This is a genomic window from Brenneria sp. L3-3C-1, from assembly GCF_016456245.1.
Lineage (GTDB): Bacteria > Pseudomonadota > Gammaproteobacteria > Enterobacterales > Enterobacteriaceae > Brenneria.
Map to the genome: position 1 here is coordinate 781027 of NZ_JAEMHF010000001.1, position 23717 is coordinate 804743.

Below are 23717 nucleotides of genomic sequence, written 5' to 3' on the forward strand. Positions count from 1 at the left end.
GCGCAGGATGAAGCAAAGTGTCAGCAAAAGTTGACACTTAACGATCTATTTTCCAGCCGGCGGCGGGCAACGCGTCACATCTGCTAGCGGTTTTTTTGCAGCGTCTCTTTCACCTGCCCTATCAGCTCGCGGCGAAAATCGCCCAGGCGGGGTTTGTCATCCAGCCAGGGCAGCGGGCGGCACAGCTCCATCGCCTTGATGCCCAGCCGGGCGGTAAGCAAACCCGCGCCGATGCCCTGCGCCGCCCGGGCCGACAGCCGGGCGGCCAGATCCTGCGACATCCAGTCCATGCCGATTTCCCGCACCAGTTCGGAGGCGCCGGCAAAAGCAATATTCAGCAGCACCAAGCGAAAAAGACGGATACGGCTGAAGTAACCCAGCTCGATGCCATACAGCGCGGCAATGCGATTGATCAGCCGTAAATTTCGCCAGGCGATAAACGCCATATCGACCAATGCCAGCGGGCTGACGGCGATCATCAATGTCGATTCCGCCGCCGAACGGCTGATTTCACGCCTTGCCTGACTATCCAGCACCGGTTGAACCAACCGGGCATAGAGTTCAATCACTTCACGGTCGTTATGCGTTTCATGTAGCGATGCTTGCCAACGCTGTAACGCGGGGTGTCCATTATCCAGCCCCGCCTGACGGGCCAGTTTTTCGCAAAATTCACGCCCGCGGCCAATACCGTGACTGTGCAGCAAATCGCGGGCAATATCCCGCTCCTCCGCCCGCTGCCGCAAACGATAAAGACGCCGCCATTCGACGGCGACCGATCCCACGCCCGCCACCACAATCAAACCGCCTGCCGTAATCCCGCCCAACGCGATCCAGTCCTGCTGTATCCAGGAATTATGCAGCGACTGCACGCCCTGGGCGATGGCGCTGACGCCAAACAACGTCAGCCCGGCCATCACCAGGCGCCGCCACAGGCTGCGTTTAGGGCGTAAAGCCGCATTGACGACCGCTTCCGCGGCGCCTTCTTCAGGGACTTCCTGTTCGCGGCTGACCGGTGAAAAGTGTTCCGCATCCTGCTCATCGAAGGCGACGTTGGCGCGTAACTGAGGTTGAGGTTCCGCAGGCGATGCTTTATCAAAGGCCATGCGCGGTTTCAGTGGTTCGTTCATCGCAATTTATCTCCCAACAAAAACTCCATCACCGTATCCAGCCGGATATGCGGCAATGGCGTGTCCACGGTCATTTCACGCGGGCGAAATTCATCAAAATGGAATCCCTGCGCCTGCCAGAACGCCGCGCCAGGCAAACGGGCCGGCACTTCGCCGGGGTAAACCGTCAAAGGCTGGCCGTCGCTCAGGCGGTTGCCTTTCAGCGCCGGTATTTTCTGCCCCTGATGCTCGACCACGCCGCTTTGCGTCGATTGGATCGAGGCGATACCGGCGCAATCCATGCTAATCCCTTCAAACGCGGCGTTCTGCCAGGCTTCCTGCACCAGTTGCTGAAGCAACGACACCAGGTTGGCATGTTGATCGGCGGTAATATGATCGGATTTGCTGGCGGCGAACATCAGTTTATCGATACAGGGAGAGAACAGACGCCGGAACAGCGTGCGTTTGCCGTAATGAAAGCTTTGCATCAGTTGGGTGAGCGCCAGCCGCATATCGTTGAAGGCATGTATGCCGCTGTTCAGCGGTTGCAGGCAATCCACCAGCACAATCTGGCGGTCGAAACGCACAAAGTAATGTTTATAAAACCCTTTCACCACCGACTGACAGTAATAGTCGAAACGCTGGCGCAGCATACCGATATTGGTTTTGACATCCGCCTGCGCCAGCTTAGCCTCACCCAGCTTATCTATCTGCGGCCACGGGAAAAATTGCAGCACCGGCGCGCCGGCCAGATCCCCCGGCAGCACAAAGCGTCCCGGCTGGATGAAATGTAATCCTTGCTGTTTGCAGCGGACTAAATAATCGGTATAAGCCTGCGCAATGGCCGCCAGTTGGTTTTCATCAGCCGGCGCCAGCGGGTCGAGTTTTTCGCACAGCGCCAGCCAGGGTTTGGCCCACTCGGCGCGATCGCCCTGCAACAGCCCCGCCATCTGGCGCGACCAGCTCAGGTAGGTTTGTTCCAGCAGCGGTAAATCCAGTAGCCATTCGCCGGGGTAATCAACAATCTCCAGATACAACGTGGAAGTATCCTTAAAATGCCGCAGCAGCGAGTCATTGGAGCGGTAGCGAAGCGCCAGACGGATTTCACTGACCCCGCGCGTCGGCGTCGGCCAGTCGGGCGGCGATCCATAAAGCGCCGCCATCCCTTCATCATAGGCAAACCGCGGAACGCCGAGGTCGCGTTGCGGAACGCGTTTGGCGCCCAGCAACCGCCCTTCACGTACGGCGGAAAATAGCGGAAGATGGGCGCCGCTGTGTATATTCAGCAATTGATTGACAAATGCCGTAATGAAGGCCGTTTTCCCGCTGCGGCTCAATCCGGTAACCGCCAGCCGCAGATGGCGGTCCACGCCGCGGTTAACCAGCGAATTAATCTCATTTTGTAATCGCTTCATTGGATAAACTCTGACTCCTGTATGCCTTGTCTTTATATTGCAGAGGCGCTCGAGCGCTGTTTCGGCGGCAAGGGGGCAAAATAGCCGACAATCAATATCAGGATCGCGACGCCGATAAAGGCCACCGCTCGCGCCAGTCCGCCGCCGACCGCGCTATCCACTAAAAATAGTTTGACTATCGTCACGCCCAGCAACGCCGCCCCGGCCAACCAGCCGCCGCGCTGCTGGCGTCGGGTTGACCACACCATGCCGATCAGCGCGGAAAGCGTCCATAGCAGCGCGAAGGTGGTTTGTACCAGTCGCGAATCCCACAGGGCGTCGGCTGACCAGGGGATCGGGGTATAGCTGGCCAGCGCACGCAACAGCATCCCGTTGAGCAGCCAGAAACCTAATAACCATAGCGCGAAACGGCAACGACGTCTTAATCCTGCATTCTGCGCCGACGCCGTTATCATCCGGCGATATCCTATGACCAACGCAGCCAGCGCCAGCGCCATGCCGGCTTCCAGCGGATTAAACAGCGGTATATAAAACGCCTGGTCACTGTTCCACTGCCCGTCCATCAGGTTGACGTTCCCCAGCAGGGTAAACAGAATGGCGACCAACGGCACCAGCCCCGTGCGGTTATACAACGGCGCCCACCGCGTCAGCGGCCACAGCCGATGCCGTGTTGGCGACGCCAGCGCGATGACGATGGCCGATAGCAGCACGATCGTCAGCAGCGGCGCGCCTTCTTCCACCTGCGGCGGGATCAGCGGATACAGATACTGTGACGCCATCAGAAACAGAAAACTCACCCACATCCAGAACAGCGACAGATGAAAACCCTGCGTCAGTCGGATTGGCAGCGAGATTTCATCGCGATAAAGCAACCGGTAGGCGATGGCGAAACATGCCAGCCAGCTTCCCAGCGCCGTAAGTTGTTCACCGATATTCAGTAGCGGCAACTGCCGATATTCCGCCCCGAGAAATTGCTGCAACACCGCCAGCAGTATAGCGCCCCACAGCAACCCACCGCTGTAGCGCAGCGCGGCCCAGTTAAGACGTCTCCCCGCGGTATGCCATATCAACGCGGACAAGGCGATGGTTAGCAGAAGCAATGGGGGGAACAGCAACGCATGCGTGCGCCAGGGCGGCATAAACTCGCTGCCATGCCAGAATGCGGCGACGTAGGCGTTCAGCGCCCGATCGACGGCATAAAGCAACCAGCCAAGCCATGTCGCGATGCCCAGCATAAAGAAGATGCGACTGAATGCGCGCCAATGCGTTTCCACCTGACGATAGCGCCGCCAGCACAGGCTGGCGCACAGGGCGGTCATCGCCAGAATACCGAAGATAAACAGGAAGGATAGAACCGTGAGCGACGTGAAAAACAGCGCATAGCCGGCCGACAGCACGCCCAGCAGCATAATCGCCGCCCCGCTCCATCCCATGCGCCGCTGGTTTTGGTACAGTCCCGCCCACAAGACGCACAACCCTTCCAACAGCCAGGTCATTGACGTCCATTGCGCGGAAAAGGCCAGCGGCACGGACAGCGTCAGAAAACAGGCGCTCAACGCCAATGAAAACAGCCCTAAACGCGGCGTTTTGCGACGGAAATATATTCCCGACGACAGATAAAACAGGCCGTAGCCCAGTGCCGATAACGCTGGACCATAGGTCCACGGCTGCGTTATCAGATACTGCATGCCAAAGCCGATTAACGGCGGAGCAAACAGCAGCAGGCCATCGACGATCTGTTTGCCCACAGGCTGATGGCGCAGCGAGAAATGTAGCGCGCCGACGCCGAAGATCAGAATATTGACAATCAGGAATAGCTGGCTGCTGAGGTAGTGCGCCGGCTGATAATGCTCCGCCCCCCAAACCGTCGCCACGCCAAAGGTAAAAATCATCCCTAACAGGTTAAGCTCCCGCCAGGACTGGCGCGCGCTGATGGTCAGAATACCCAGCGACAACAGCAGATAATAGGAAAACAGCACCACATGGTCGCCGCTTCCCTGCGACAGCAGGATCGGCGCCAAATAACCGCCGATGCTGGCTAACATCGCCAGGCTTAAGGAACGCTGCAACACCGCCAGTCCGACGCTGGCGGTGCAAACCGCCAGCAGCAGGGCAAAAGCCAGGGTATAGGGCAACAGCAGGTACAGCCTAAAGGCGCCAAATATCGTGATATACAAAGCGCCGACCGCCCCGCCTTGTAATATCAGCGCATACAGCCGTTGCCGGCGCCGCAGGCACCAGCCGAACGCCAGTAGCCCGCCGCTGATTAACGCCGCGATCCCCAGACGCCACTCAATGGACAGTATGTCGTGCTCAATGCTGAACTTCATCAGGTAAGCCAGGCCGAAAAACAGCAACAGGATCCCTATCTTCGCCAGCGGATTGCCTTGCAGCAGCCAGCCCGCCAGAGAGGAAAACAGACCTGAATGCGACTCGGATGAGGCGGATCGCCAGACGTTATCCGCAGATGACGAGGCGTCTTCTTTTACCGGCGCCGCGTCGACGTCGGCTGACGGGATAACCGGCTGTGTTGCGGCGTCGGCCTCGGCCAGCGCCGACGTCATGGGTGATAATGCTGTCGCGCCCGGCGATGAGGGTGAGTAAGCCTGATGCGGCGGCTGAGTAATCTGCGCCGACATACGGGTCAGATCCGAGCGCAACTGCGCCACCGTTTGCGCCAGTTGCTCGGTCCGCTGTTGATTACGCAGGCTGCGCTTATACGCCACCAACACCACGAACGGCATCAAAATGATGTAAATCAGCAACAGCCATAAGCCGATCACCCACATTGAATCATCCATGAAGCACCTTATTTAGTTGAAACCAATGATGCGTTTGTACACGAAATCAGGGAGACTCACAAACCTGACGCCGACGGCCGTCTGGGGCGAAAAAGTAAGGCGCGACGCGATATTATTTTTTAATAACATCGGCGTCGCACGCTTAGCGGATATTTAGCATTACCGTTGCAGAGAGGTAAAACGTTTAAAGCTGGCGAAAGCGGCTCTCGACGCCAAAGGTATCGGAAGTGACATAGCGTTCAATATTGCGCAGGCGCTGCTCGCTGGCGTTCAGGGTGGCATCGGCATCATTCAGCAACTGATTCGGCGTCTGCGGCGACGCATCGCGGTAGCTATTCGCCGGCGCCGGCTCAAGAATAAAGCTGAGAATGATATAAGCCAGTATGGTGAAGAAGAACAGGCCGAAGAACATCGACAGCACCACAATCACCCGCAGCAATTTGACCGGTACATCAAAATAACGCGCCAACCCGGCGCAGACGCCTTTCAGCATCCCCTCTTCCGGTATGCGATATAAGGTTTTACCCGACCATGTATTTTTCATTACGATTTTCTCCAGTCCGGATGTTCCGCGTCCAGAATTTCTTCCAGCGCCTGAATGCGTTCGCGCATACGGCGGGCATCTTCGGTCAGTCGCGTCAGACGCTGCATGTCGCTTTGTCCCAGTTGAGCATTGTTTTGCTTGCGCTGACTGTAATGTAGCCAAAGCCATATCGGTGCCACAAACAGCATAAAAATGGTCAGCGGTATGGCAAGAAACAAAGCACTCATCGTGTCTCCTTAAAATTATTATGTTCGCCGTTATGGCTGCCGCCACCCTTGGCGACAGCCGGCCCGGTTTATTCTGCTGATTTAACTTTAGCTTTAAGTGCCGCCAGTTGCGCGCTGATTTCATCATCGGCTTTCAGCTCGGCAAATTGCTGATCCAACGGTTTTTGTTTTCCCAGACCCACGCTTTCCGCTTCCGCTTCCATCGTATCAATGCGGCGTTCGAACTGTTCAAAACGCGCCATGGCTTCATCCAGTTTCCCGCTGTCCAGTTGACGACGCACATCGCGCGATGAGGACGCAGCCTGATGACGCAGCGTTAACGCCTGCTGGCGGGCGCGGGTTTCGCTCAGTTTATTTTCCAGCTCGCCAATTTCGCGCTTCATGCGATCCAGCGTCTCTTCCACGTTTTCCGCTTCATGCTGCAATAGCGTAATCAGGTCCGTCAGTTTCTGTTTTTCAATCAAAGCGGCGCGGGCCAGATCGTCTTTATCTTTCCGTAATGCCAGTTCCGCTTTTTCCTGCCACTGCGCCTGCTGCGTGTGAGCCTGCTCAATACGGCGGGCAATCTGTTTCTTTTCCGCCAGCGCGCGTGCAGAGGTCGAACGTACTTCAACCAGCGTATCTTCCATTTCCTGAATCATCAGCCGCACCAGCTTTTGCGGATCTTCAGCCTTATCCAGCAATGAATTAATGTTGGCGTTCACGATGTCGGCGAAACGAGAAAAAATACCCATAATCCAATCCTCTTAATGATTTCCAGCGTCTGATTACGCCTGATTGATTATCACCACCCGCGAGCAGCGATATGGTTATACCTATATCAATAACCGTGCCAATTTCAATTTTCCTCTAACTCATTGAAAGATATGACCTGAATAATTTTGACTATTCTTCAATACCCGCTAGATTAGTCAAATAGGCTAATTATTAGTAAAAATAACAGGGTGAAACCGATGGCGCAGGAAAAAGAAAATTTACTCGGCGAAGCCAACAGCTTTCTTGAAGTGCTGGAACAGGTTTCGCAACTGGCGCAGCTCAACAAGCCGGTGCTGGTGATTGGCGAACGCGGCACCGGCAAAGAGCTGATTGCCAGCCGCCTGCACTACCTCTCTCCCCGCTGGCAAGGGCCGTTTATTTCCCTGAACTGCGCCGCGCTGAATGAAAATCTGCTGGATTCCGAGCTGTTCGGTCATGAGGCGGGCGCGTTTACCGGCGCGCAGAAACGCCATCTGGGCCGCTTTGAGCGCGCCGACGGCGGGACGCTTTTTCTGGATGAACTGGCGACCGCGCCCATGCTGGTACAGGAAAAACTGCTGCGGGTGATTGAATATGGCGTGCTGGAGCGCGTCGGCGGCGGTCAGTCACTTCAGGTGGATGTCCGGCTAGTGTGCGCCACCAATGACGATCTTCCCGCGCTGGCGGCCAGCGGGAAATTCCGCGCCGACCTGCTTGACAGGCTGGCGTTTGACGTGGTGCAACTGCCGCCGTTGCGCCAACGCCAGCAGGACATCATGCTGCTGGCGGAGCATTTTGCCATTCAGATGTGCCGCGAATTACGCCTGCCGCTGTTTCCAGGATTCACGCCGCACGCTCGCGACACGCTGCTGAACTATGGCTGGCCGGGAAACATCCGTGAATTGAAGAATGTGGTTGAGCGTTCAGTGTACCGGCACGGCAGCAGCGATCGGGCGCTGGACAGCATTATCCTCAATCCTTTCCAGAAGCCTTCTTCCGCGCCGGAAACCCAACCCGGCACAACGGCCGACCAGCGCGCGCTGCCGGATTTACCGCTGGATCTGAAGCAGTGGCAGCTCACGCAGGAAAAGGACTTTATCGATCAGGCGCTGAAGCAGGCGCGGTTTAATCAACGCAAAGCCGCCGAGTTGCTGGGCCTGACCTATCATCAACTGCGGGGGCTGCTGAAAAAGCACGCTATTATGGTCAATGACTAACCCTGCGCCAGCGGCAACCCATCGCGCCGGTCGGGCGCGCTGGCGAACGGCCTGCCCTGGCCGTCAGGTTACAGGGAGCGCCGGCGCAGCAATGGACTGGCGATTTTAGTGATATCGTGGTTTTCCAGACGATTGATGATATGCAGAGTGGACTGTCGGCCAATTTCGTAATGCGGCAGTTGTACCGTAGTCAGCGGCGGCAGGAACAGATCGCCGATCCCCACCAGATTGTCATAGCCCAGCACCGCAACGTCATCAGGAATGCGAATGCCCTTTGACAGCAGCGTCTGGTAGACCAGAAACGCCACCCTGTCGTTGCCGCACACCACCGAATCGAACAGCGGTTTGCCGCGATGCAGATATTGCTCGACGATAGTCACCGCATCCATATAGTGCTCGTCACCCAGCCGCAGATGATGCTGCCAGATCTGTTGCGGATCGAGGGAAAAATCAAGGCAGGCGCGCTCCAGGCCCTGACGCCGACGACCGCTGGCCAGCCGCTCCTGCGGCAGATGGATACACAGCGGCTTACGGTAGCCCGCGCTGAGCAGCGCGTGAAAGCCGTCATACTGCCCCTGCTCATCATCCGGTATGTAACTGGCGACCTTGTCTTGCTCACTTTCACAGTTCGCCAGCACACACGGCAGGCTGAGCAGCTTTTTCGGCACCGGTACTCTACGCAGCCCCATCGTGGTGTAGATGATCCCGGCAGGACGGTGCGACAGCAGCAGGTCAACGATGTCATCCACGCAGTCTGACTCGAACATATTGACGACGAAGCTGTTCCAGCCGTACGCCCGGGCGGTCTCTTCAATCGACAGCGTCATTTCAACCGAAAACGGCGTAGTGACGGTGTCCAGCGCCAGTACGCCGATGGTTTTCGGCGTTGCTCTGGCGCCGCGAATTTTTTTTGCCGACAGGTCGGGAACGTAGTTCAGGGTTTCAATCGCCTGTTTGACGCGCTGATAGGTTTCCGCCTTCAGCGATTGCGGACTGTTAAGCGCCCGGGATACCGTCATCAGAGAAACATTCGCCAGTTTTGCCACATCTTTTAAAGAAGCCATACCGTCCTTTCCCTACTTTATATCCGACAACGACGATGTTTCGTGGGTGAACATCGCTGACTGAATCATTTGTGTTTCCCTCGTGCGAGGTGACCAACCGACCGGCGGCAACCGCTAACGGCGTCGTGCCGCCCACGCGGCTGATTCTACGTATATTCAGGCCGCCGGCTGCAAAAATAATAAGTTTAAATAATAAACATGATGTCGCTCGCATAAAACCAATGTTAACGTTAACCATTGTGATTAACATCATAAATCCATCATCCCTGATCTTCTCCTGTTTTATGGCGTGATGTTAACGTTAACTAACACGGTTTGCCGTGTAGATGGAGCAAAGATGTTATCTCCCTATCAATAATGACAACGAGAATGATACGCGATGAAAAATACCTATTTTTGCATTTCGATGGCGCTGCTTGCCGGTCAGGCCGCCGCGGCAACAACCGAGGAACCGCCTGCCGCGGAACAGCGCGTGTCATCCGGCGGCACAACCGACAGCGCCGGGGTAGCCTCTCTGGGGACGACCGGGCAGGCGACCGCGGCGAATGATTATCAAGCGGAGAATGTGGATATCGCCCGCATCTCTCAGGAGCAACAGTCGGTGCACTGGAACACCGTGGACAGTTCGCTGGACGCGGGCGGCCTGCACGGTAATATCGGCAGTAAAATTGAAATTGACGACACGCGCTGGAAAGACAACAGCAAAAACGGCGGCAAATTCAAGCTGGCGCTGATTCAGGCCTGGTTACGGCATGATGAATTACCGGGTTGGTATTTTGGTTACTGGAACGCCCGCGAAGATAATTATAAAGGTCAGTTTTCTAATCAGGACTATAGCGGCACCAACACCATCAACGAGATGTATATCGGCAAAATCAACGAATTTTACCGCGGCAACTGGGGCATCGAAGTATTGGGCGGCACTGAAAGCGCGACAAAACGCTGGAAAGGCCGGCTGAAATTGTGGGGCGAATCCCGTCTGACCGATAAGTGGTCGGTCTCCGGCTACGTGTTCCGCGAATATCAACCACAAAGTAACGATTCGAATAATAACGATCTGGAACACCATTCCATGGAAATGGAACCCTCGCTGCAATATCGGGCGAATCCGGATTTAGGCATTTATCTGCGTCCTTATTATTCCTGGGATAAACAGGCGCGCAAATTCTGGGGAAATATTATCGAAGAAGAGTGGAAAATAAGCGCCGGATTATGGCGCAACTGGTATCCCCTACTGACGTCGGTGTATGTCGGATTTGGCAATGACAAAATTTATAATGACGCCAACAGATCCGAAATATTCTACAACGGCAAATATCACTTCATCGGCGCCACCGCCAGCTACCCCATTGTCGACAACCTGCGTCTTTACGGCGAATTCAAAGCCCAGTTTACCAAGTCGCACGGCCAATGGGCCAATGACGGCCATTCCTGGAATCCGTTTACCGTGGTCGGCGTTGAATACAGTTTCTGATTCCTATGCCCCTGTGAAAATAACTATTCCATACAAGAGAGAACATCATGTTCAGACCCAACAACATTTCCACGGCGATACTGATGCTGCTGATAACATCGCTGAATACCGCCTACTCAATGCCGCCGGCTCAGAGCAAGCCGGCGGCCAGCGAAACCGGGACACCCAGTGAGGTAAGCGCGTTTTTTCCACGCATCCCCGGCTCCTATATCGGCGACCCCATGCCCTTTTCCGAAAATAACCGGTTTTACGTTTTTCACCTTAATGACGTTCGCGGCGGCAAGGATCTGGGCGTACACGCCTGGCATCTGCTGGAAAGCCAGAATTTGTATCATTATAAAAATCTGGGCGAAGTGATTCCCTATATCAACGATCTCGATAACCCGGAACTGTTGCTGGGCACCGGTTCGGTGATTAAAGTCGGCGGTGTTTATCACGCCTGGTACACCGCGCATAACCAGAACGTCTATCCGGCAGAGTCGATTATGCATGCGACCAGTAACGATATGCGCAACTGGACCAAGCACCCTAAGGATACCTTCCTCCCCGGCAAAAACTATCGGGCAAGCGATTTCCGCGATCCGCATGTGGTCTATATTCCTGAGGAAAACCGCTACTGGATGCTGATTACCACCCGTCAAAATGGCGCGGGCGTAATTGTCAAATACACCTCCGATAACCTGACCGCCTGGCGCGACGAAGGCGTTCTGTTTCGCAATGACACCCCCAGCTATGACGCCAATCTGGAATGCCCGACGTTGGTTAACTTCAACGGCCGCTGGTATCTCAGCTTCAGCGACCAATGGCCTCATCGCCAGACCCAGTACCGTATGGCGGAATCCCCCAACGGCCCCTTTGTTAAACCGGAAAAATTTTATTTTGACGGCGCCGGACTCTACGCCGGCAAGCTGGTGGAACAGAACAAACGTCTGTTTGTTTTCGGCTGGGTGCCGACCAAAGCCGATGAAAACAATAAAGGCACCACCGACTGGGCGGGCAACCTTATCGCTCATGAACTGACGGCCGCGACCGACGGCCAACTGCACACCAGGTTGCCGCAGGAAATGGAGGCGGCTTTCGCACAAAAAGTCCCTCAGGCCAGCGTATTACACCCCGTCGCGACGACCCACAGCGCCGCCTCGTTCGGCGCAATCAGCAGCCGGGTATTTGCGCCGTTGACCGGCACTACCGAAATTAGCGGCGATCTGCGCCTCACCGGCAACGGCGCTATTTTCAGCTTCGGCATGAGCGACGATATCCCGCAAAACGCGCCGGTCAACGTCGTGTTTAATAAAAAGACCAATAAGGTCCTTTTCTATACCGCCGGCATCGATGCGCTGCCAACCAGTCAGCCGGAAAGCGGGATAACTACGCCATTATCCGACACGCTTGCGCTGAAAGTGATTATTGAGGACTCCATTGCCGTGTTCTACATCAATGACACGATCGCCTTCAGCACGCGCATGTACCATATTGCCGGCAAGAAATGGGCGATCAGCGCCACCCGGAATGATATCGATACCCGCAATCTGCGTATTCGGCAGTTTTGATTCGCGTATCGCCCTATTTCTCACTGCATTGCGAAAACCGTCGCAAGGGATTATTTATGAAAACCGTTATCTCCACAACATGGGTTCTGCTCACCATCGCGCTGCTGCCGGCAGCCAGTCAGGCAGCCATGGATATCATGCGCAACGATAATGGCACCGTAGTCGGGGTCAATCCCTGGTCTTATCTGAATGAGGATGTGATGTGGACGACCACGCGTTCGTCCTATCCGCACGGCGGAAAAGTCCACGGCAATATTAAAAGTAAACTGGAAATCACCGATTCCAACTGGAAAAACAGCGCTACCCACAACGGCGCGGATAACTTTGTGCTGTCGCAGGCGGTATTGCGCCATGACAGCCTGCCGCCATGGTATCTGGCCTTTTACAATGCGCGGGAAACGGAATATCAGGGCGGTTTTACCAGCCAGCGCTATGAACGGCAGACGCAGCGTACCCAGTTGATCTTCGGCTACGAACACCCGTTCGCACGCGGCAGCGTTGGCGCGGAACTGCTGGGCGGCAGCGAATCGCTCAACGAACGCTGGCAGGTGCGCTACAAGCTTTATGGCACATATCGCCTTACCGATCGCCTAGCGATGTTTGGCTACCTGTATCAGGATCTACAGCACAAACGATCCGCCGGCGGCGAATTCATTAACGACACGGATATTTCGACCAGTGAAATCGAACCCGGCATACAGTACATCATTACCGACAGCACCGGCGTCTGGCTGCGCAGCCGCTACAGCGAAGCCACGATGCAGCGCAAACAGTGGGGAGATATCAATGACCAGGACTGGACCACCCGCATCGGCGTCTGGCATAACTGGGACAGCGGCCTGACCACTACGCTGCACAGCGGCATCGGCCACTATCGCAAATACAACGCCAATAAAACGGATGGCGAAGTCTTCCAAAACACCCGCTACAAATACGCGGCGCTGGGCGCCACCTACCCTGTCAGCAAGCGGTTTACCGTCGCCGGTGAAGTAAAAGCCTCGGATGACAAACAGGGCGGCAGTTGGGTGACCAACGGCAAGGCCATCAATATGTCTTACATGCTGTCCGCGGATTTCAATTTCTGATCCGACACCCCCGCGCGACGACGGTGCGCCCCCGCGGCGCACCGATTTCCGTTGCCGGATCGTCATGGGGATATCCTCATGCCGTTGCGACGCGACTAACGCCGCCGTCTACCCGCCGGAAGAAGACGATTTTTTTCACGATTAAACCACGGAGACCGTAACAGCGGGATCACCGCAGGCAATACGATTGCCAGGCCGAAGAAGAAGTCTATTTTATAAAAATCAAAATCATCGATTGAACCGATCAAAAATGAACGAATGACCGCCACGCTGATCAATGCGGCAATGATATCAATTCCTGACTGAATATCCTGCCTTAAAAAGGCAAACAAACAGGGAAAGAACAAAAAAACAATCAATAAAATCACCATGGTTTTAAACATAGCGCTTCTTTCTATAAGAATAGCGCACTCATTATTTTTGTAGCCGCCGTTAAATTGATCCAGGCTATCTTCACCGGTTCTATTGTCCATATATTGTGCCGGTGAACTCGCCACTCTGGGGGAAAAGGATGACGATAGCTGAGCGATGGTTATTATATTACTCATCGCGATATCCACTCTCTGGCCGTCAAGCGTTATATAGGGAATAAACCTGTAGCCATAGCGATACGTCTCAAATGGAAAATCCTCGTCATTGCTGTGCAAATCAACAGGCTTTTTTTCAATTTCTGCAAATGCGTTTTTATTTACTGAATTGAAGTTTTTTTTAAACTCGCCGACGACAATATCGTTGAAAACAAACGATGGAAATGCGGGAATAACCTGTAACCCTTCCATTCTTAAATGCAATTTGTTTTTATCCAGATTGTATTTTTTAAATGTTTCCTCGCTAATATTGACACTGCCGCTTAACTGCATTATTCCCTTAATATTATTATCCAACCTCAGCAATAATGAGTCAGACGAGTATAGCGTATTCGCATTTTTTACTTCGCCGCAAAATGTTCTACTGTCAAAAACAGAATGTCCATTAGAAAGCATGGTCTTATAGCCAACAACTATAAAAATCAGTAAGAAAACGGCGCCTAATATCATCAATACATATGAAACTATACGATTACTCTTCTTTTCCATTTTATCATCCATCACCTCATCCCATGACAATAATAGCCTTGGAAAATCATAAATAAAAACCAACTTTCGGATCGGCGGGAGAACGTGAAGGAGCGTCAACCGCCTATCAAGCCCTGGTCAGGACGCGATAGGCAGAAGAATCAACGGTGCAGCGGCAGGCTGTTGCCCAGATGATCAAACAGATAGCAGTCGGCGGAGGAGAAACAGAAATCAGCCTGGCGGTACTTTTCAGGCAACTGCGAGGATTTCACTTCACAGACAATTTCTTGCTGGTCGGTCGTGCGCGCATGCACATAGCTGGTTCCCCCCAGCATCTCAATGGCGGTTACGGTGACCGGCAGGACACACTCCCGGCTGCCGTCAACGGCAATATGCTCAGGCCGGATCCCCAGCGTGGCAAACGGCAGGTCGTGCGGCAGCGGTGTTTGGGTTTGCAGCGTCAACGTTTGTCCGTCAAGGGTTTGCAGCCAGACCCGAACTCCATCGCGCCGCAGCAGCTTCAAGGGGATAAAATTCATCTTCGGCGAACCAATAAAGCCGGCGACAAACTGATTGAGCGGATGATGGTACAGATCCAACGGCGTACCGATCTGTTCTACCCGCCCGGCGCGCAATACCGCAATGCGATCGGCCATGGTCATCGCCTCAACCTGATCGTGCGTCACGTATATCATGGTGCTTTTCAGCTGTTCATGCAGGCTGGCGATCTCCAGACGCATCTGTACGCGCAGTTCCGCATCCAGATTAGACAGCGGCTCATCAAACAGGAACACCTGCGGGCTACGGACAATCGCCCGGCCGATAGCCACCCGCTGGCGTTGACCGCCGGACAGCTGTTTCGGTTTACGATCGAGCAGCGTTTCCAACTGCAATATCTGCGCGGCATTATCCACCTTGCGCACGATGTCCGCTTTGCTGACGCCGGCCACCTTAAGGGCGACGCTCATATTTTCGCGCACCGTCATGTGCGGATAAAGCGCGTAGGATTGAAACACCATCGCGATACCGCGTTCGGACGGCGACAGCCGGTTTACCCGCCGCCCATCAATGCAGATATCACCGCCGCCGATGCTCTCCAGCCCGGCAATCAGCCGCAGTAGCGTGGATTTACCACAGCCGGAAGGGCCGACGAAGACCATAAACTCGCCATCATGGATCTCCATACTGATGTCGTGCAAAACAGGCGTGTTATCAAATGATTTATGTACATTTTTCAGGATCAGACTAGACATGGCGCATCCTTAATACGTGTCCCCGCAGGGTCACTCTTTCACCGCCGAACCGGTAATGCTGGCAATAAAGTGCCGCTGTACCAGCAGGAAAAATAGCATCACCGGCAGCGCCATCATCACCGCGAAGGCCATGATATTGCCCCAGTAAAGCTGGTTGCTGCCGAAATAAGCGGACATCGCCACCGACAGCGGACGGACTTCCGGGCCGCGCGTTACCATGATCGGCCATAGATAACTGTTCCAACTGCCGAGAAACTGTAACGTGGCCACCGTGACAAACACCGGCTTTGACAACGGCAGACCAACATTGAGCCAAGTGCGAAACAGGCTGAAACCGTCCACGCGCGCGGCGTCGATGAGATCGCGCGGAATGCGGCTGAAGAACTGATAAAACAGAAAGATAAAGAAGGCGTTCGCCACGCAGGGAATAATCTGCACCAGATAGGTATCCAGTATCCCCACCCGACTGACGATGAACAGTTGCGACAATACCAGCGTCTCGCCTGGAATAGCCAGCAAGGCAACGATCAGCGCCAGCAGCGCCGCCCGATGTTTCCCCTGCCCCCAGGCCAGTGAAAAGGCGGCGGCGGAGTTAATCAATAGGGACAGCGTCAGCGTTACGGCGGTGATCAGCGCCGTGTTGAAAATATAGCGGCCGAACGGATGGTTGGTATCGGCCAGAATGGCCGCATAGTTGTCCAGAGAAAAATGCCGCGGGATAAAGGCTCGCCACCCCCCCATACTGCGCAGGATATCCGTATTATCCGGGTTCAGACTAATGGTCACCATCATCATCAGCGGCACCGCGATCGTCAGCGCCAGCACGCTGATTAACAGGTATTTGATTAGTTGCATACGGTCACCGTTATTTTTCGCTCATCAGTTTTTTCTGCGCCAGGCCGAGCAGCAGCACCGCACAGAAGAACACTACCGACACGGCGGAAGCGAAGCCAATGCGCTGTGCCGAGAATCCGTTGCTGAACATGTACTGAATAATGGTGGTGGTCGCGCCGTTCGGCCCGCCGCCGGTCAGAATGTTCACCTGTGTAAACAGGCTGAATGCGCCGATTGTGGTGATGATCACCGCAAAAATATGCGTATTGCGCAGGCCGGGAAAAGTGATATAGCGGAACTGCTGCCAACGGCCGAAGCCGTCAATGACCGCCACCTCGTACAGCGTTTTCGGGATTTCCTGCAATCCGGCCAGATAAATCAGCATCTGGAACGGGAACGACGCCCAAATAGACAGCGCGATAATGGCATACAGCGCATAGCGCGGATCGCCAAGCCAGTCTTTCACCTGTTGCGCGCCGGTGAGAGCGGCCCACAGGCCGTTGAACAGCCCATCCGGGGTTTGCAGCATCACCGACCAGATCGCGGCAATCACCGTCATCGGGATCAGCAGCGGCATGATTATAATGCTGCGAAACAGCGCCATAGCGCGCAATTTACTGTTAAGCAGCAGGGCCGCCCCCAGCGATAGCGCCAGTTGCAGCGGTATCACTATCGCCGCGAAGCGCAGAGTATTGCCGACCGCCTGCCAAAACTCGGGGTCGGTAAAAATGCGCCGGTAGTTGGTCAGGCCAACCCATGCGGTAGGTATCGGCCGAGGCATCAGCCGTTCATTGGTAAATGAAAAGGCAATCGAACACATAAACGGGATCACCACAAACGCCGTCAGCAAAACCACGGCGGGAAGCAGCATGGCATATTCCGGAACGCGATATCGTAGTTTGCGCATAGTGTGATCTCATTCAGCGGAGGAAGGCAGGGGAACCCCGTTAAACGGTGGATACCCCATGTTGTCGTCAATATCCCGATCGATGGCGGCGGCCGCCCGCTTGAGCGCCGTCGCGCTATCCGCGCCCTGCATGCTGTTTTTCAACGCTTTGCCAAATTCGCCGGAGATCACCGGGTATGCCGGATGAACCGGCCGTACCAGCGCAATATGGCTGGCCTGCTGCGTCAATAGGCTGAGCGCGCCGCCGGGCGCATAGGCCGGCATCAGCGCAATTGCCGCCCGCCGCGCCGGAACATAGCCGGTAAAGTCGCAGTAGGTCTTTATCTGCCGGGCGGAAAACAGGTAATTCAGAAACTGGCTCACCTCCTGCCGTTTGGTGGTCGAAACGGGCACCGCCCAACCCCAACTGCCGTTCGGCGCATAAGCCTGACGCCCGAAGCGCGGCGCCGGGATCAGCACCAGATCGTCCCCCAGCGCCTGATGGTAGGTTTCCCACATCCAGTTGCCGACCCAGGACAGCGCGGCGCTTCTGTCGCCAAAGAAACGGTTGTCGCCCGCCGTGGCGGGCACCAGCCAACGCTGATGCTGCCAATGTTTCAGCTTCTCGACGGCGGCGACGGTCGCCGGGCCATCCAGAGTGCCGCTCGCCCGCCAGCGCCGTTGGTCGATCAGATCGCCACCGGCAGAACGGATAAACGGGTAATAGCCGTAGGTCAACCATTCGCCGCTGTAGTTGAGCTTGAAATCCAGCGGCCATTTCACTTCGGGCAGGGCCGCCAGCTTCGCCAGCACCGCGCTGAATTGCGCATAGTCCCAGGCGTCTTCAAGCCGGGTCGGGATGGGGATGCCCGCCGCCTCAAGGTAACGTTTATTCCCCCACAGCACCACCGACGAGTCTCCCTGGCTCAGCATGTAAACGTGTTTATCCGGGCTATAGGTGCCCTGCGCGATTACCCCATCGAGAAAATCATGCAACACCTCAGGCGCAATAAACGGATCCAGCGGCTGTAGCATGCCGGACCAGATATAGCTCGCCATATTCGGGCCATCTATCATCACCAGATCCGGCAGATCGTTGGACATCCATGCCGCCTGCAACGCATCGTTGTAACCGGGTATCGGTTTGATCTTTATCGAGATCCCCTGCGCGGCATAACGTTGGTTAAAGCCCTGTTCGAGCTGGGCGAAATAGGGGCGCTCCGGCGCGCCGTCAATCACCCAGGCCGTTATCTGCGCGGCGATACCGGACACCGGCGCCGCCAGACAGAGCGCCATCGCCATATGAATGAAAATATTCATCGCCCCCTCCTGCTCAACAGTGCGGCGACATCTCCATCACCGAGAGATAGTCGGCCAACGCCTCACGGTGCGGCAGCGCCGTCATTGCGCCTTTCGAGGTGGTTGCCAGTGCGCCACAGGCCTGCGCCTGCGCCATCATGGCCGGCAGCGCATCGCTGTCGCGCCAGTTGTCGCCCAACCCGCTCAACCCAGCCAGCAGACCGGCCATAAATGCATCACCGGCCCCCGTGGTATCCACCGCCCGAATCGCCTGCGCCGCATAGAAAGACATACTCCCGGGTTTACCGGCCCAGGCGCCTGCCTTGCCTTGCGTAACCACCAATAGCGCCGGATTGATATCGGCGCTCAGCGCGTCGATGGCGCGGGTGATGTCGTCCATCCCCGTCAGTTGCTTCAGTTCGTCGTCGGACAGCTTCACCACGTCAGCCTGCGCCAGCGCCTGTTGCACACAGCTCAGCATCATCGTGCGGTCAGGCCACAGATCGTCGCGCAGATTGGCATCGAAACTTAACCAGCCGCCGGCTCGCCGGACTTCCCTGATCGCCTGTAGCGTGGTGGAACGCGACGGCTCCGCCGCCAGCGCAATAGAACAGCAGTGCAGCCATTCTCCGGCGGAAAACGGCGGCAGGTCGCCGGTTTCGAGGAACAAATCCGCGCTGGGCCGAACCATGAAAGTGAACTGTCGCTCACCGTCATCATTGAGGCTCACCAGCACAACGGAGGTTCGATGCCGCGTGTCGTAATGCAGGAACGCGGTATCGACCCGTTCCTGTTGCAGAACCTGTTGCAAACGGTGGCCGAACGGTTCATCCCCCACCCGGCCGATAAACGCGCTGTTCCCGTTCAGTCGGGCGATCCCCACCGCCACGTTGGCGGGCGCGCCGCCTGGACAAGGCAGCAGGCGCTGCATCTCATCAGTAAACAAATCGATGACCGCATCGCCCAACACCCAGACTTTATTCGCCATAGTTACCTCAGCAACATCTTGATTATCAAAAAGATAGAACACCGTTTCGTTGCGTGCCCTCACGCAGGATCCGGCGGTAGCCCGTTTCAATCGGGCTGGAAAGCGTCTGAACGGAATGTATCGGGTTGCGGATAAAAATAAAATGTTAACGTTAACTTTCATGATTAACATCACATATCCGTTATTAACCATTTTGGTTTATTCTAAGTTAACGTTAACAATTGCGTTATCGACCTGTCAGGAGTTCTCACCATGAACGCTGAAACCAGAAAAACGTATTTGTTGTTAAGTAGCTTATTTTTCTTCTTTTTCTTTACCTGGTCATCCACTTGCTCCCTGCTGTCCATTTGGCTTAATCAGTATGTCAATCTGAAAGCGACCGATACCGGCATTATCTTTGCCGCCATCTCATTGGTGTCATTCTGTTCGCAGCCGCTGTACGGATACATTCAGGACAAGCTGGGGCTGGGCAAACATCAGCTATGGGTGATTGCCGCTCTGCTGGTGAGCAGCGGCCCGTTTTTTATGGGGTTCGCGGACATTCTGCGCTTCAACATCTATCTCGGCGGTATCGTCGGCGGGCTATACATCGGCGCCACGTTCAACGGCGGCATCGGTCTGCTGGAAGCCTATATCGAGCGATTCTGCCGGATGAAAAGCATTGAGTACGGCCGGGCCAGAATGTGGGGCTCGCTGGGCTGGGCGGTGGCTACGTTCTTCGCCGGCATCAATTTCAATATCAATCCCTGGTACAACTTTGCGCTGGCGTCCGTGTCCGGCGGGCTGTTTCTGCTTAGTCTGAGCCTGCTGCGCATCGCCAAAGATAATGCCATGAGCCAACTTCAGTTCGGCAACCCGGCCAATATCACGCTGGCCGACGCGCTGGGTTTGCTGCGTCTGCAACGCTTCTGGGCGCTGGTCATCTTTGTCATCGGCACCTGCGTTTATGGCGTGTATGATCAGCAGTTCCCGATCTATTTCTCCTCACAGTTTCCCGATCTTCATTCAGGCAATACCATGTATGGCTACCTGAATTCGCTACAGGTTTTCCTTGAGGCCGGCGGCATGTTCCTCGCGCCGTTTCTGGTTAACCGCATCGGCGCCAAAAATGGCCTGTTGCTGGCGAGCGCAGTCATGGCGCTGCGCGTCATTGGTTCCGGTCTGGTCAGCGGCGTGTATCTGATCTCGATGATGAAATTACTGCATGCCATTGAGTTACCGATTCTTTTAATTTCTCTGTTTAAATATAACAGCCTGAATTTTGATAAGCGGTTGTCGTCAACCATTTATCTGGTGGGCTTTACCTGCATCAGTTCCGTCGTCAGCAGCCTGTTGTCTCCACTCGCGGGTTACGGTTATGAACTGTTGGGCTTCGCCCAGACCTACCTGTTCATGGGGAGCATCGTTCTGGTCACCACGCTGATTTCCTGCGTTCTACTGGAGCCGGATAAATCCGTTCGTCCTCCCCTTTCCTTTACTCTGCGCACAATAAAGTGAGTTGTTATGAATGAATTACTCGATAAAGCGAATAGTCACATTGCCGCCACCCGGCCGTTGATGAATATGCAATGGTATCCAACCTGGCATCTGGCGCCCGCCGTTGGCTGGATGAACGATCCAAACGGACTGATCTGGTTCGGGGGGATGTGGCACGCGTTTTACCAACATCATCCCTATGACGCCACCTGGGGGCCGATGCACTGGGGCCATGCGCGCAGTTCCGACCTTATTCACTGGGAACATCTGCCGGTAGCGCTGGCGCCCGTTGGCGACGCGGATAAAGACGGCTGTTTTTCCGGTTCGGCGGTGGATAACGATGGTGAACTATCGCTGATCTATACCGGCCATGTTCACGACGGCGACCGCGCCAGCGATAAAGGGCTGCGTCAGGTTCAATGTCTGGCCACCAGCCGCGACGGGGTGAACTTCACCGCACAGGGAAAAATCCTCGATGCGCCGGATGGCATTCAGCATTTTCGCGATCCGAAAGTCTGGAAAATGGACGATTACTGGTACATGGTGGTCGGGCTGCGCGTTGCAGACCGCGGCGAAGTCCGGCTGTGGCGCTCCGACGACCTTCACAACTGGCAGCCGCAAGGCGTGCTGGCGCGCTCTGCGCCCGGCGAAAGCTACATGTGGGAATGTCCTGACTTCTTCCCGCTGGGGGATAAATGGGTGCTGATGTTCTCGCCGCAGGGAATGAAAGCCGATGGATACCACAACCGTAATCTGTTCCAGAGCGGCTATCTGGTCGGGACATGGCAACCCGGCGGCGAGTTTGTTATTGAAACGCCGTTTATCGAGATCGATGCCGGTCACGATTTCTATGCGCCGCAAACGCTATCGGGGCCGGACGGGCGACGCCTTATGCTGGGGTGGCTGGACATGTGGGAGTCGCCGATGCCGGAAAAAGACCATCTGTGGGCCGGTATGCTGTCAATGCCGCGCGAACTGACGCTGAAACCGGACAATACGCTGCGCGTCGTCCCGGCGGCAGAAGTGGACGCCAGTTGCCGCGAGCCGCATCGCCAGCAGGATATCGAGCTGAAAAACGCCAGCATGCCGCTGATGCAGGATTGCGAGGCGCATTACGTGACGTTGGACATCGATCTGCGGGCCAGCGATGCCGAGAAGTATGGTTTGTCGCTCGGCGGCCAGGAAAATATCGAACAAGGGCTGTTTATCTATGTCGATAATCAGTCGCAGCGTGTGGTGCTGGAACGCCGTTATCCACAGTATGGCATCAGCGGCTATCGCAGCGTACCGGTGACGTCGCTCGATACCCTGCAACTGCGCGTCTTTTTCGATCGCTCTTCGGTTGAAATCTTCGTTAATGACGGTGAAAGCTGTCTGAGTAGCCGCATCTACCCGCTGGAACGGCAACGCATGCTACAACTGTTTGCGCAAAACGGCGGCGCGCGTTTCAAGCGCGTCAGCAACGGGGCCATTGGGTGACGCCCTTCCCCTGCGGATGAAGACCTGGCCCGCGACGCCATAGCGGTCGGATCGACTGAAAAAAAAAGCCAGCACGGAGGCTGGCTAAAATAATACTGGAAGCAATGTGAGCAATGTCGTGCTCTTCTTTAGTGCCTGCGAAGCGGCAACTACTGAAGCGCGGAATTGATGGTAATAGTTATCACTATCATTTGTAAAGCACTTTGTTGAGAATTTTTCTCATTTCCATACTGATTATAGGGTTCCTCACCAATCGGCTCGACGCTTTTATCGCGCTTTCAGTGCTTTTTCAACGTCAGCCGGGCATACTTTTGCACAAAATCCTCCCAGTGGTCGGCCAGCAGACTTAAGTGCTGCAATTCGGTGTCCAGCGTGTGCGCGCAACAATCGCTGTTTCTCAGCATCATTTCAAATTGGTCGAGCATATCCACCGCGCTGCACGCGCTGTCGGCAATGGATAACGCCTGGGACATTTCGCGCTGTGAGTGATATCTGCCCTGTTTCATCGCGTCAATATCGCCCCGCACCCTTGCAGCATGGTCTTCATCGCCCAGACTGGAAGCCAGCAAAAACTCCGCATTGGCCGCCCCCAGACGGATGCCATCCCGCCGCGACACCAGTTCGCCGATATAGTTGTCGATTATTGATGCGGCCTGAGGCTGATACGCTTCGGGGATAAACGTCATCTTGATAAAAGAGAGCATCTCTTTTTTCATCGCGATATCAAACGCCTCCATCATCGCCGTCTTGTCGTCATTTAGCGGGCCGGAAAAGGCATCATATAAGGCATTGGCAAGTTTGGTGGCCGAACCCCGGGTTCTTTCAATGGCGATAATAAAAAAAGCGGCGGCGAGATCGTCAACACGATCCAACGGCGTCGCGGGCGAGGCCTCCGCCAACTGCCTTAACTTCTCTTTTTCTTCTTCGCTTAGCGCCGGCAGCAGGTTTGGCGGCTGCCTGGCGGTGTCGCTTTCGGTGCGCGCCACGCTGTCATCGGAAAACGGAATGGACTCGAATATCGCAACGGCGGCGTCCGCGCTTAAATCAGCCGGGTTATTGGCGACATCTTCCGTTTCCGTCTCATGTGAAAATTCGAGGCTAAGGGGGCAAGGAGGCTTGATAGCGTCCATCCTGAATGGCTCCATTGTTCAGACAAAGTTTTTAGGTATAACGGCATCATCGCTGCATAACTTAGCCGATCATCCGTAATTCTCGTCATGGAATGACCC

The 23717-nt window shown here is 55.3% G+C and carries 21 protein-coding genes; 6 read left to right on the forward strand and 15 right to left on the reverse strand.

Annotated features, from left to right (window positions below; all coding sequences use genetic code 11):
- Positions 1–83 precede the first annotated feature (83 nt).
- The 6 genes from JG725_RS03580 to pspA all read right to left on the reverse strand — a co-directional run bounded on the left by JG725_RS03580 (position 84) and on the right by pspA (position 6827).
- Positions 84–1127, reverse strand: coding sequence for a YcjF family protein (locus JG725_RS03580; RefSeq protein WP_199376611.1), 1044 nt, complete (start codon positions 1125–1127; stop codon positions 84–86).
- Complete coding sequence (locus JG725_RS03585; RefSeq protein WP_172289378.1) at positions 1124–2521, reverse strand: YcjX family protein; 1398 nt, start codon at positions 2519–2521, stop codon at positions 1124–1126. The genes JG725_RS03580 and JG725_RS03585 overlap by 4 nt, the downstream gene beginning before the upstream one ends.
- A 32-nt stretch (positions 2522–2553) precedes the next feature.
- Entirely contained in the window at positions 2554–5322 is a 2769-nt protein-coding gene (locus JG725_RS03590; RefSeq protein ID WP_233356296.1) for a DUF2339 domain-containing protein, read from the reverse strand.
- A gap of 184 nt (positions 5323–5506) precedes the next feature.
- Positions 5507–5866: an envelope stress response membrane protein PspC gene (pspC, locus tag JG725_RS03595; RefSeq protein WP_172289377.1), complete on the reverse strand. Its 360-nt coding sequence runs from the start codon at positions 5864–5866 to the stop codon at positions 5507–5509.
- Positions 5866–6093 carry an envelope stress response membrane protein PspB gene (pspB, locus tag JG725_RS03600; RefSeq protein ID WP_172289376.1) on the reverse strand — a complete coding sequence of 76 codons (228 nt, stop codon included), beginning with the start codon at positions 6091–6093 and terminating at the stop codon, positions 5866–5868. Before pspB ends, pspC begins: the two co-directional genes overlap by 1 nt.
- Before the next feature lie 68 nt (positions 6094–6161).
- Entirely contained in the window at positions 6162–6827 is a 666-nt protein-coding gene (gene pspA / locus JG725_RS03605; RefSeq protein WP_172289375.1) for a phage shock protein PspA, read from the reverse strand.
- Positions 6828–7046: 219 nt separating this feature from the next.
- Between pspA and pspF the strand changes: the two genes are divergently transcribed.
- Positions 7047–8045, forward strand: coding sequence for a phage shock protein operon transcriptional activator (pspF, locus tag JG725_RS03610; protein ID WP_199376613.1), 999 nt, complete (start codon positions 7047–7049; stop codon positions 8043–8045).
- A gap of 68 nt (positions 8046–8113) precedes the next feature.
- On the opposite strand, the gene JG725_RS03615 is transcribed toward pspF, so the two are convergent.
- Positions 8114–9109 (reverse strand): LacI family DNA-binding transcriptional regulator, encoded by a 996-nt coding sequence (locus JG725_RS03615; RefSeq protein ID WP_172289373.1) that lies wholly within the window; start codon positions 9107–9109, stop codon positions 8114–8116.
- A complete protein-coding gene (locus JG725_RS03620; protein WP_199376615.1) occupies positions 9042–9362 on the reverse strand; it encodes a hypothetical protein in 321 nt (106 codons plus the stop codon). Before JG725_RS03620 ends, JG725_RS03615 begins: the two co-directional genes overlap by 68 nt.
- Before the next feature lie 126 nt (positions 9363–9488).
- Between JG725_RS03620 and JG725_RS03625 the strand changes: the two genes are divergently transcribed.
- From JG725_RS03625 to JG725_RS03635, 3 genes are read left to right on the forward strand one after another with little or no spacing between them, the layout of a single operon-like run.
- Positions 9489–10583, forward strand: coding sequence for an OmpG porin family protein (locus JG725_RS03625; RefSeq protein ID WP_199376618.1), 1095 nt, complete (start codon positions 9489–9491; stop codon positions 10581–10583).
- Between the two features lie 47 nt (positions 10584–10630).
- On the forward strand, positions 10631–12133 hold the full coding sequence (locus JG725_RS03630; protein WP_199376620.1) for a glycoside hydrolase family 32 protein: 1503 nt from the start codon (positions 10631–10633) through the stop codon (positions 12131–12133).
- Positions 12134–12189: 56 nt separating this feature from the next.
- The gene (locus JG725_RS03635) at positions 12190–13218 is read left to right on the forward strand and encodes an OmpG porin family protein (protein WP_199376622.1); all 1029 of its coding nucleotides are present in this window, start codon (positions 12190–12192) and stop codon (positions 13216–13218) included.
- Positions 13219–13313: 95 nt separating this feature from the next.
- Here the strand turns inward: JG725_RS03635 and JG725_RS03640 are convergent, their stop codons facing one another.
- The 6 genes from JG725_RS03640 to JG725_RS03665 all read right to left on the reverse strand — a co-directional run bounded on the left by JG725_RS03640 (position 13314) and on the right by JG725_RS03665 (position 19533).
- Positions 13314–14294, reverse strand: coding sequence for a hypothetical protein (locus JG725_RS03640; RefSeq protein WP_199376624.1), 981 nt, complete (start codon positions 14292–14294; stop codon positions 13314–13316).
- A 140-nt stretch (positions 14295–14434) separates the two neighbouring features.
- Positions 14435–15526 carry an ABC transporter ATP-binding protein gene (locus tag JG725_RS03645; RefSeq protein ID WP_172289368.1) on the reverse strand — a complete coding sequence of 364 codons (1092 nt, stop codon included), beginning with the start codon at positions 15524–15526 and terminating at the stop codon, positions 14435–14437.
- 30 nt (positions 15527–15556) lie between these two features.
- Positions 15557–16381: a carbohydrate ABC transporter permease gene (locus JG725_RS03650; RefSeq protein WP_199376626.1), complete on the reverse strand. Its 825-nt coding sequence runs from the start codon at positions 16379–16381 to the stop codon at positions 15557–15559.
- A gap of 10 nt (positions 16382–16391) precedes the next feature.
- Complete coding sequence (locus JG725_RS03655) at positions 16392–17267, reverse strand: carbohydrate ABC transporter permease (RefSeq protein ID WP_199376628.1); 876 nt, start codon at positions 17265–17267, stop codon at positions 16392–16394.
- Positions 17268–17276: 9 nt separating this feature from the next.
- The gene (locus tag JG725_RS03660) at positions 17277–18566 is read right to left on the reverse strand and encodes an extracellular solute-binding protein (protein WP_199376630.1); all 1290 of its coding nucleotides are present in this window, start codon (positions 18564–18566) and stop codon (positions 17277–17279) included.
- 13 nt (positions 18567–18579) lie between these two features.
- On the reverse strand, positions 18580–19533 hold the full coding sequence (locus tag JG725_RS03665; protein WP_172289364.1) for an aminoimidazole riboside kinase: 954 nt from the start codon (positions 19531–19533) through the stop codon (positions 18580–18582).
- 252 nt (positions 19534–19785) lie between these two features.
- Between JG725_RS03665 and JG725_RS03670 the strand changes: the two genes are divergently transcribed.
- Together JG725_RS03670 and JG725_RS03675 are read left to right on the forward strand one after the other, a co-directional pair.
- Positions 19786–21030 carry an oligosaccharide MFS transporter gene (locus tag JG725_RS03670; protein ID WP_172289363.1) on the forward strand — a complete coding sequence of 415 codons (1245 nt, stop codon included), beginning with the start codon at positions 19786–19788 and terminating at the stop codon, positions 21028–21030.
- A 6-nt stretch (positions 21031–21036) separates the two neighbouring features.
- On the forward strand, positions 21037–22488 hold the full coding sequence (locus JG725_RS03675) for a glycoside hydrolase family 32 protein (RefSeq protein WP_172289362.1): 1452 nt from the start codon (positions 21037–21039) through the stop codon (positions 22486–22488).
- A 278-nt stretch (positions 22489–22766) separates the two neighbouring features.
- On the opposite strand, the gene JG725_RS03680 is transcribed toward JG725_RS03675, so the two are convergent.
- Positions 22767–23618: a hypothetical protein gene (locus tag JG725_RS03680; RefSeq protein ID WP_199376632.1), complete on the reverse strand. Its 852-nt coding sequence runs from the start codon at positions 23616–23618 to the stop codon at positions 22767–22769.
- Between the last annotated feature and the right edge of the window lie 99 nt (positions 23619–23717).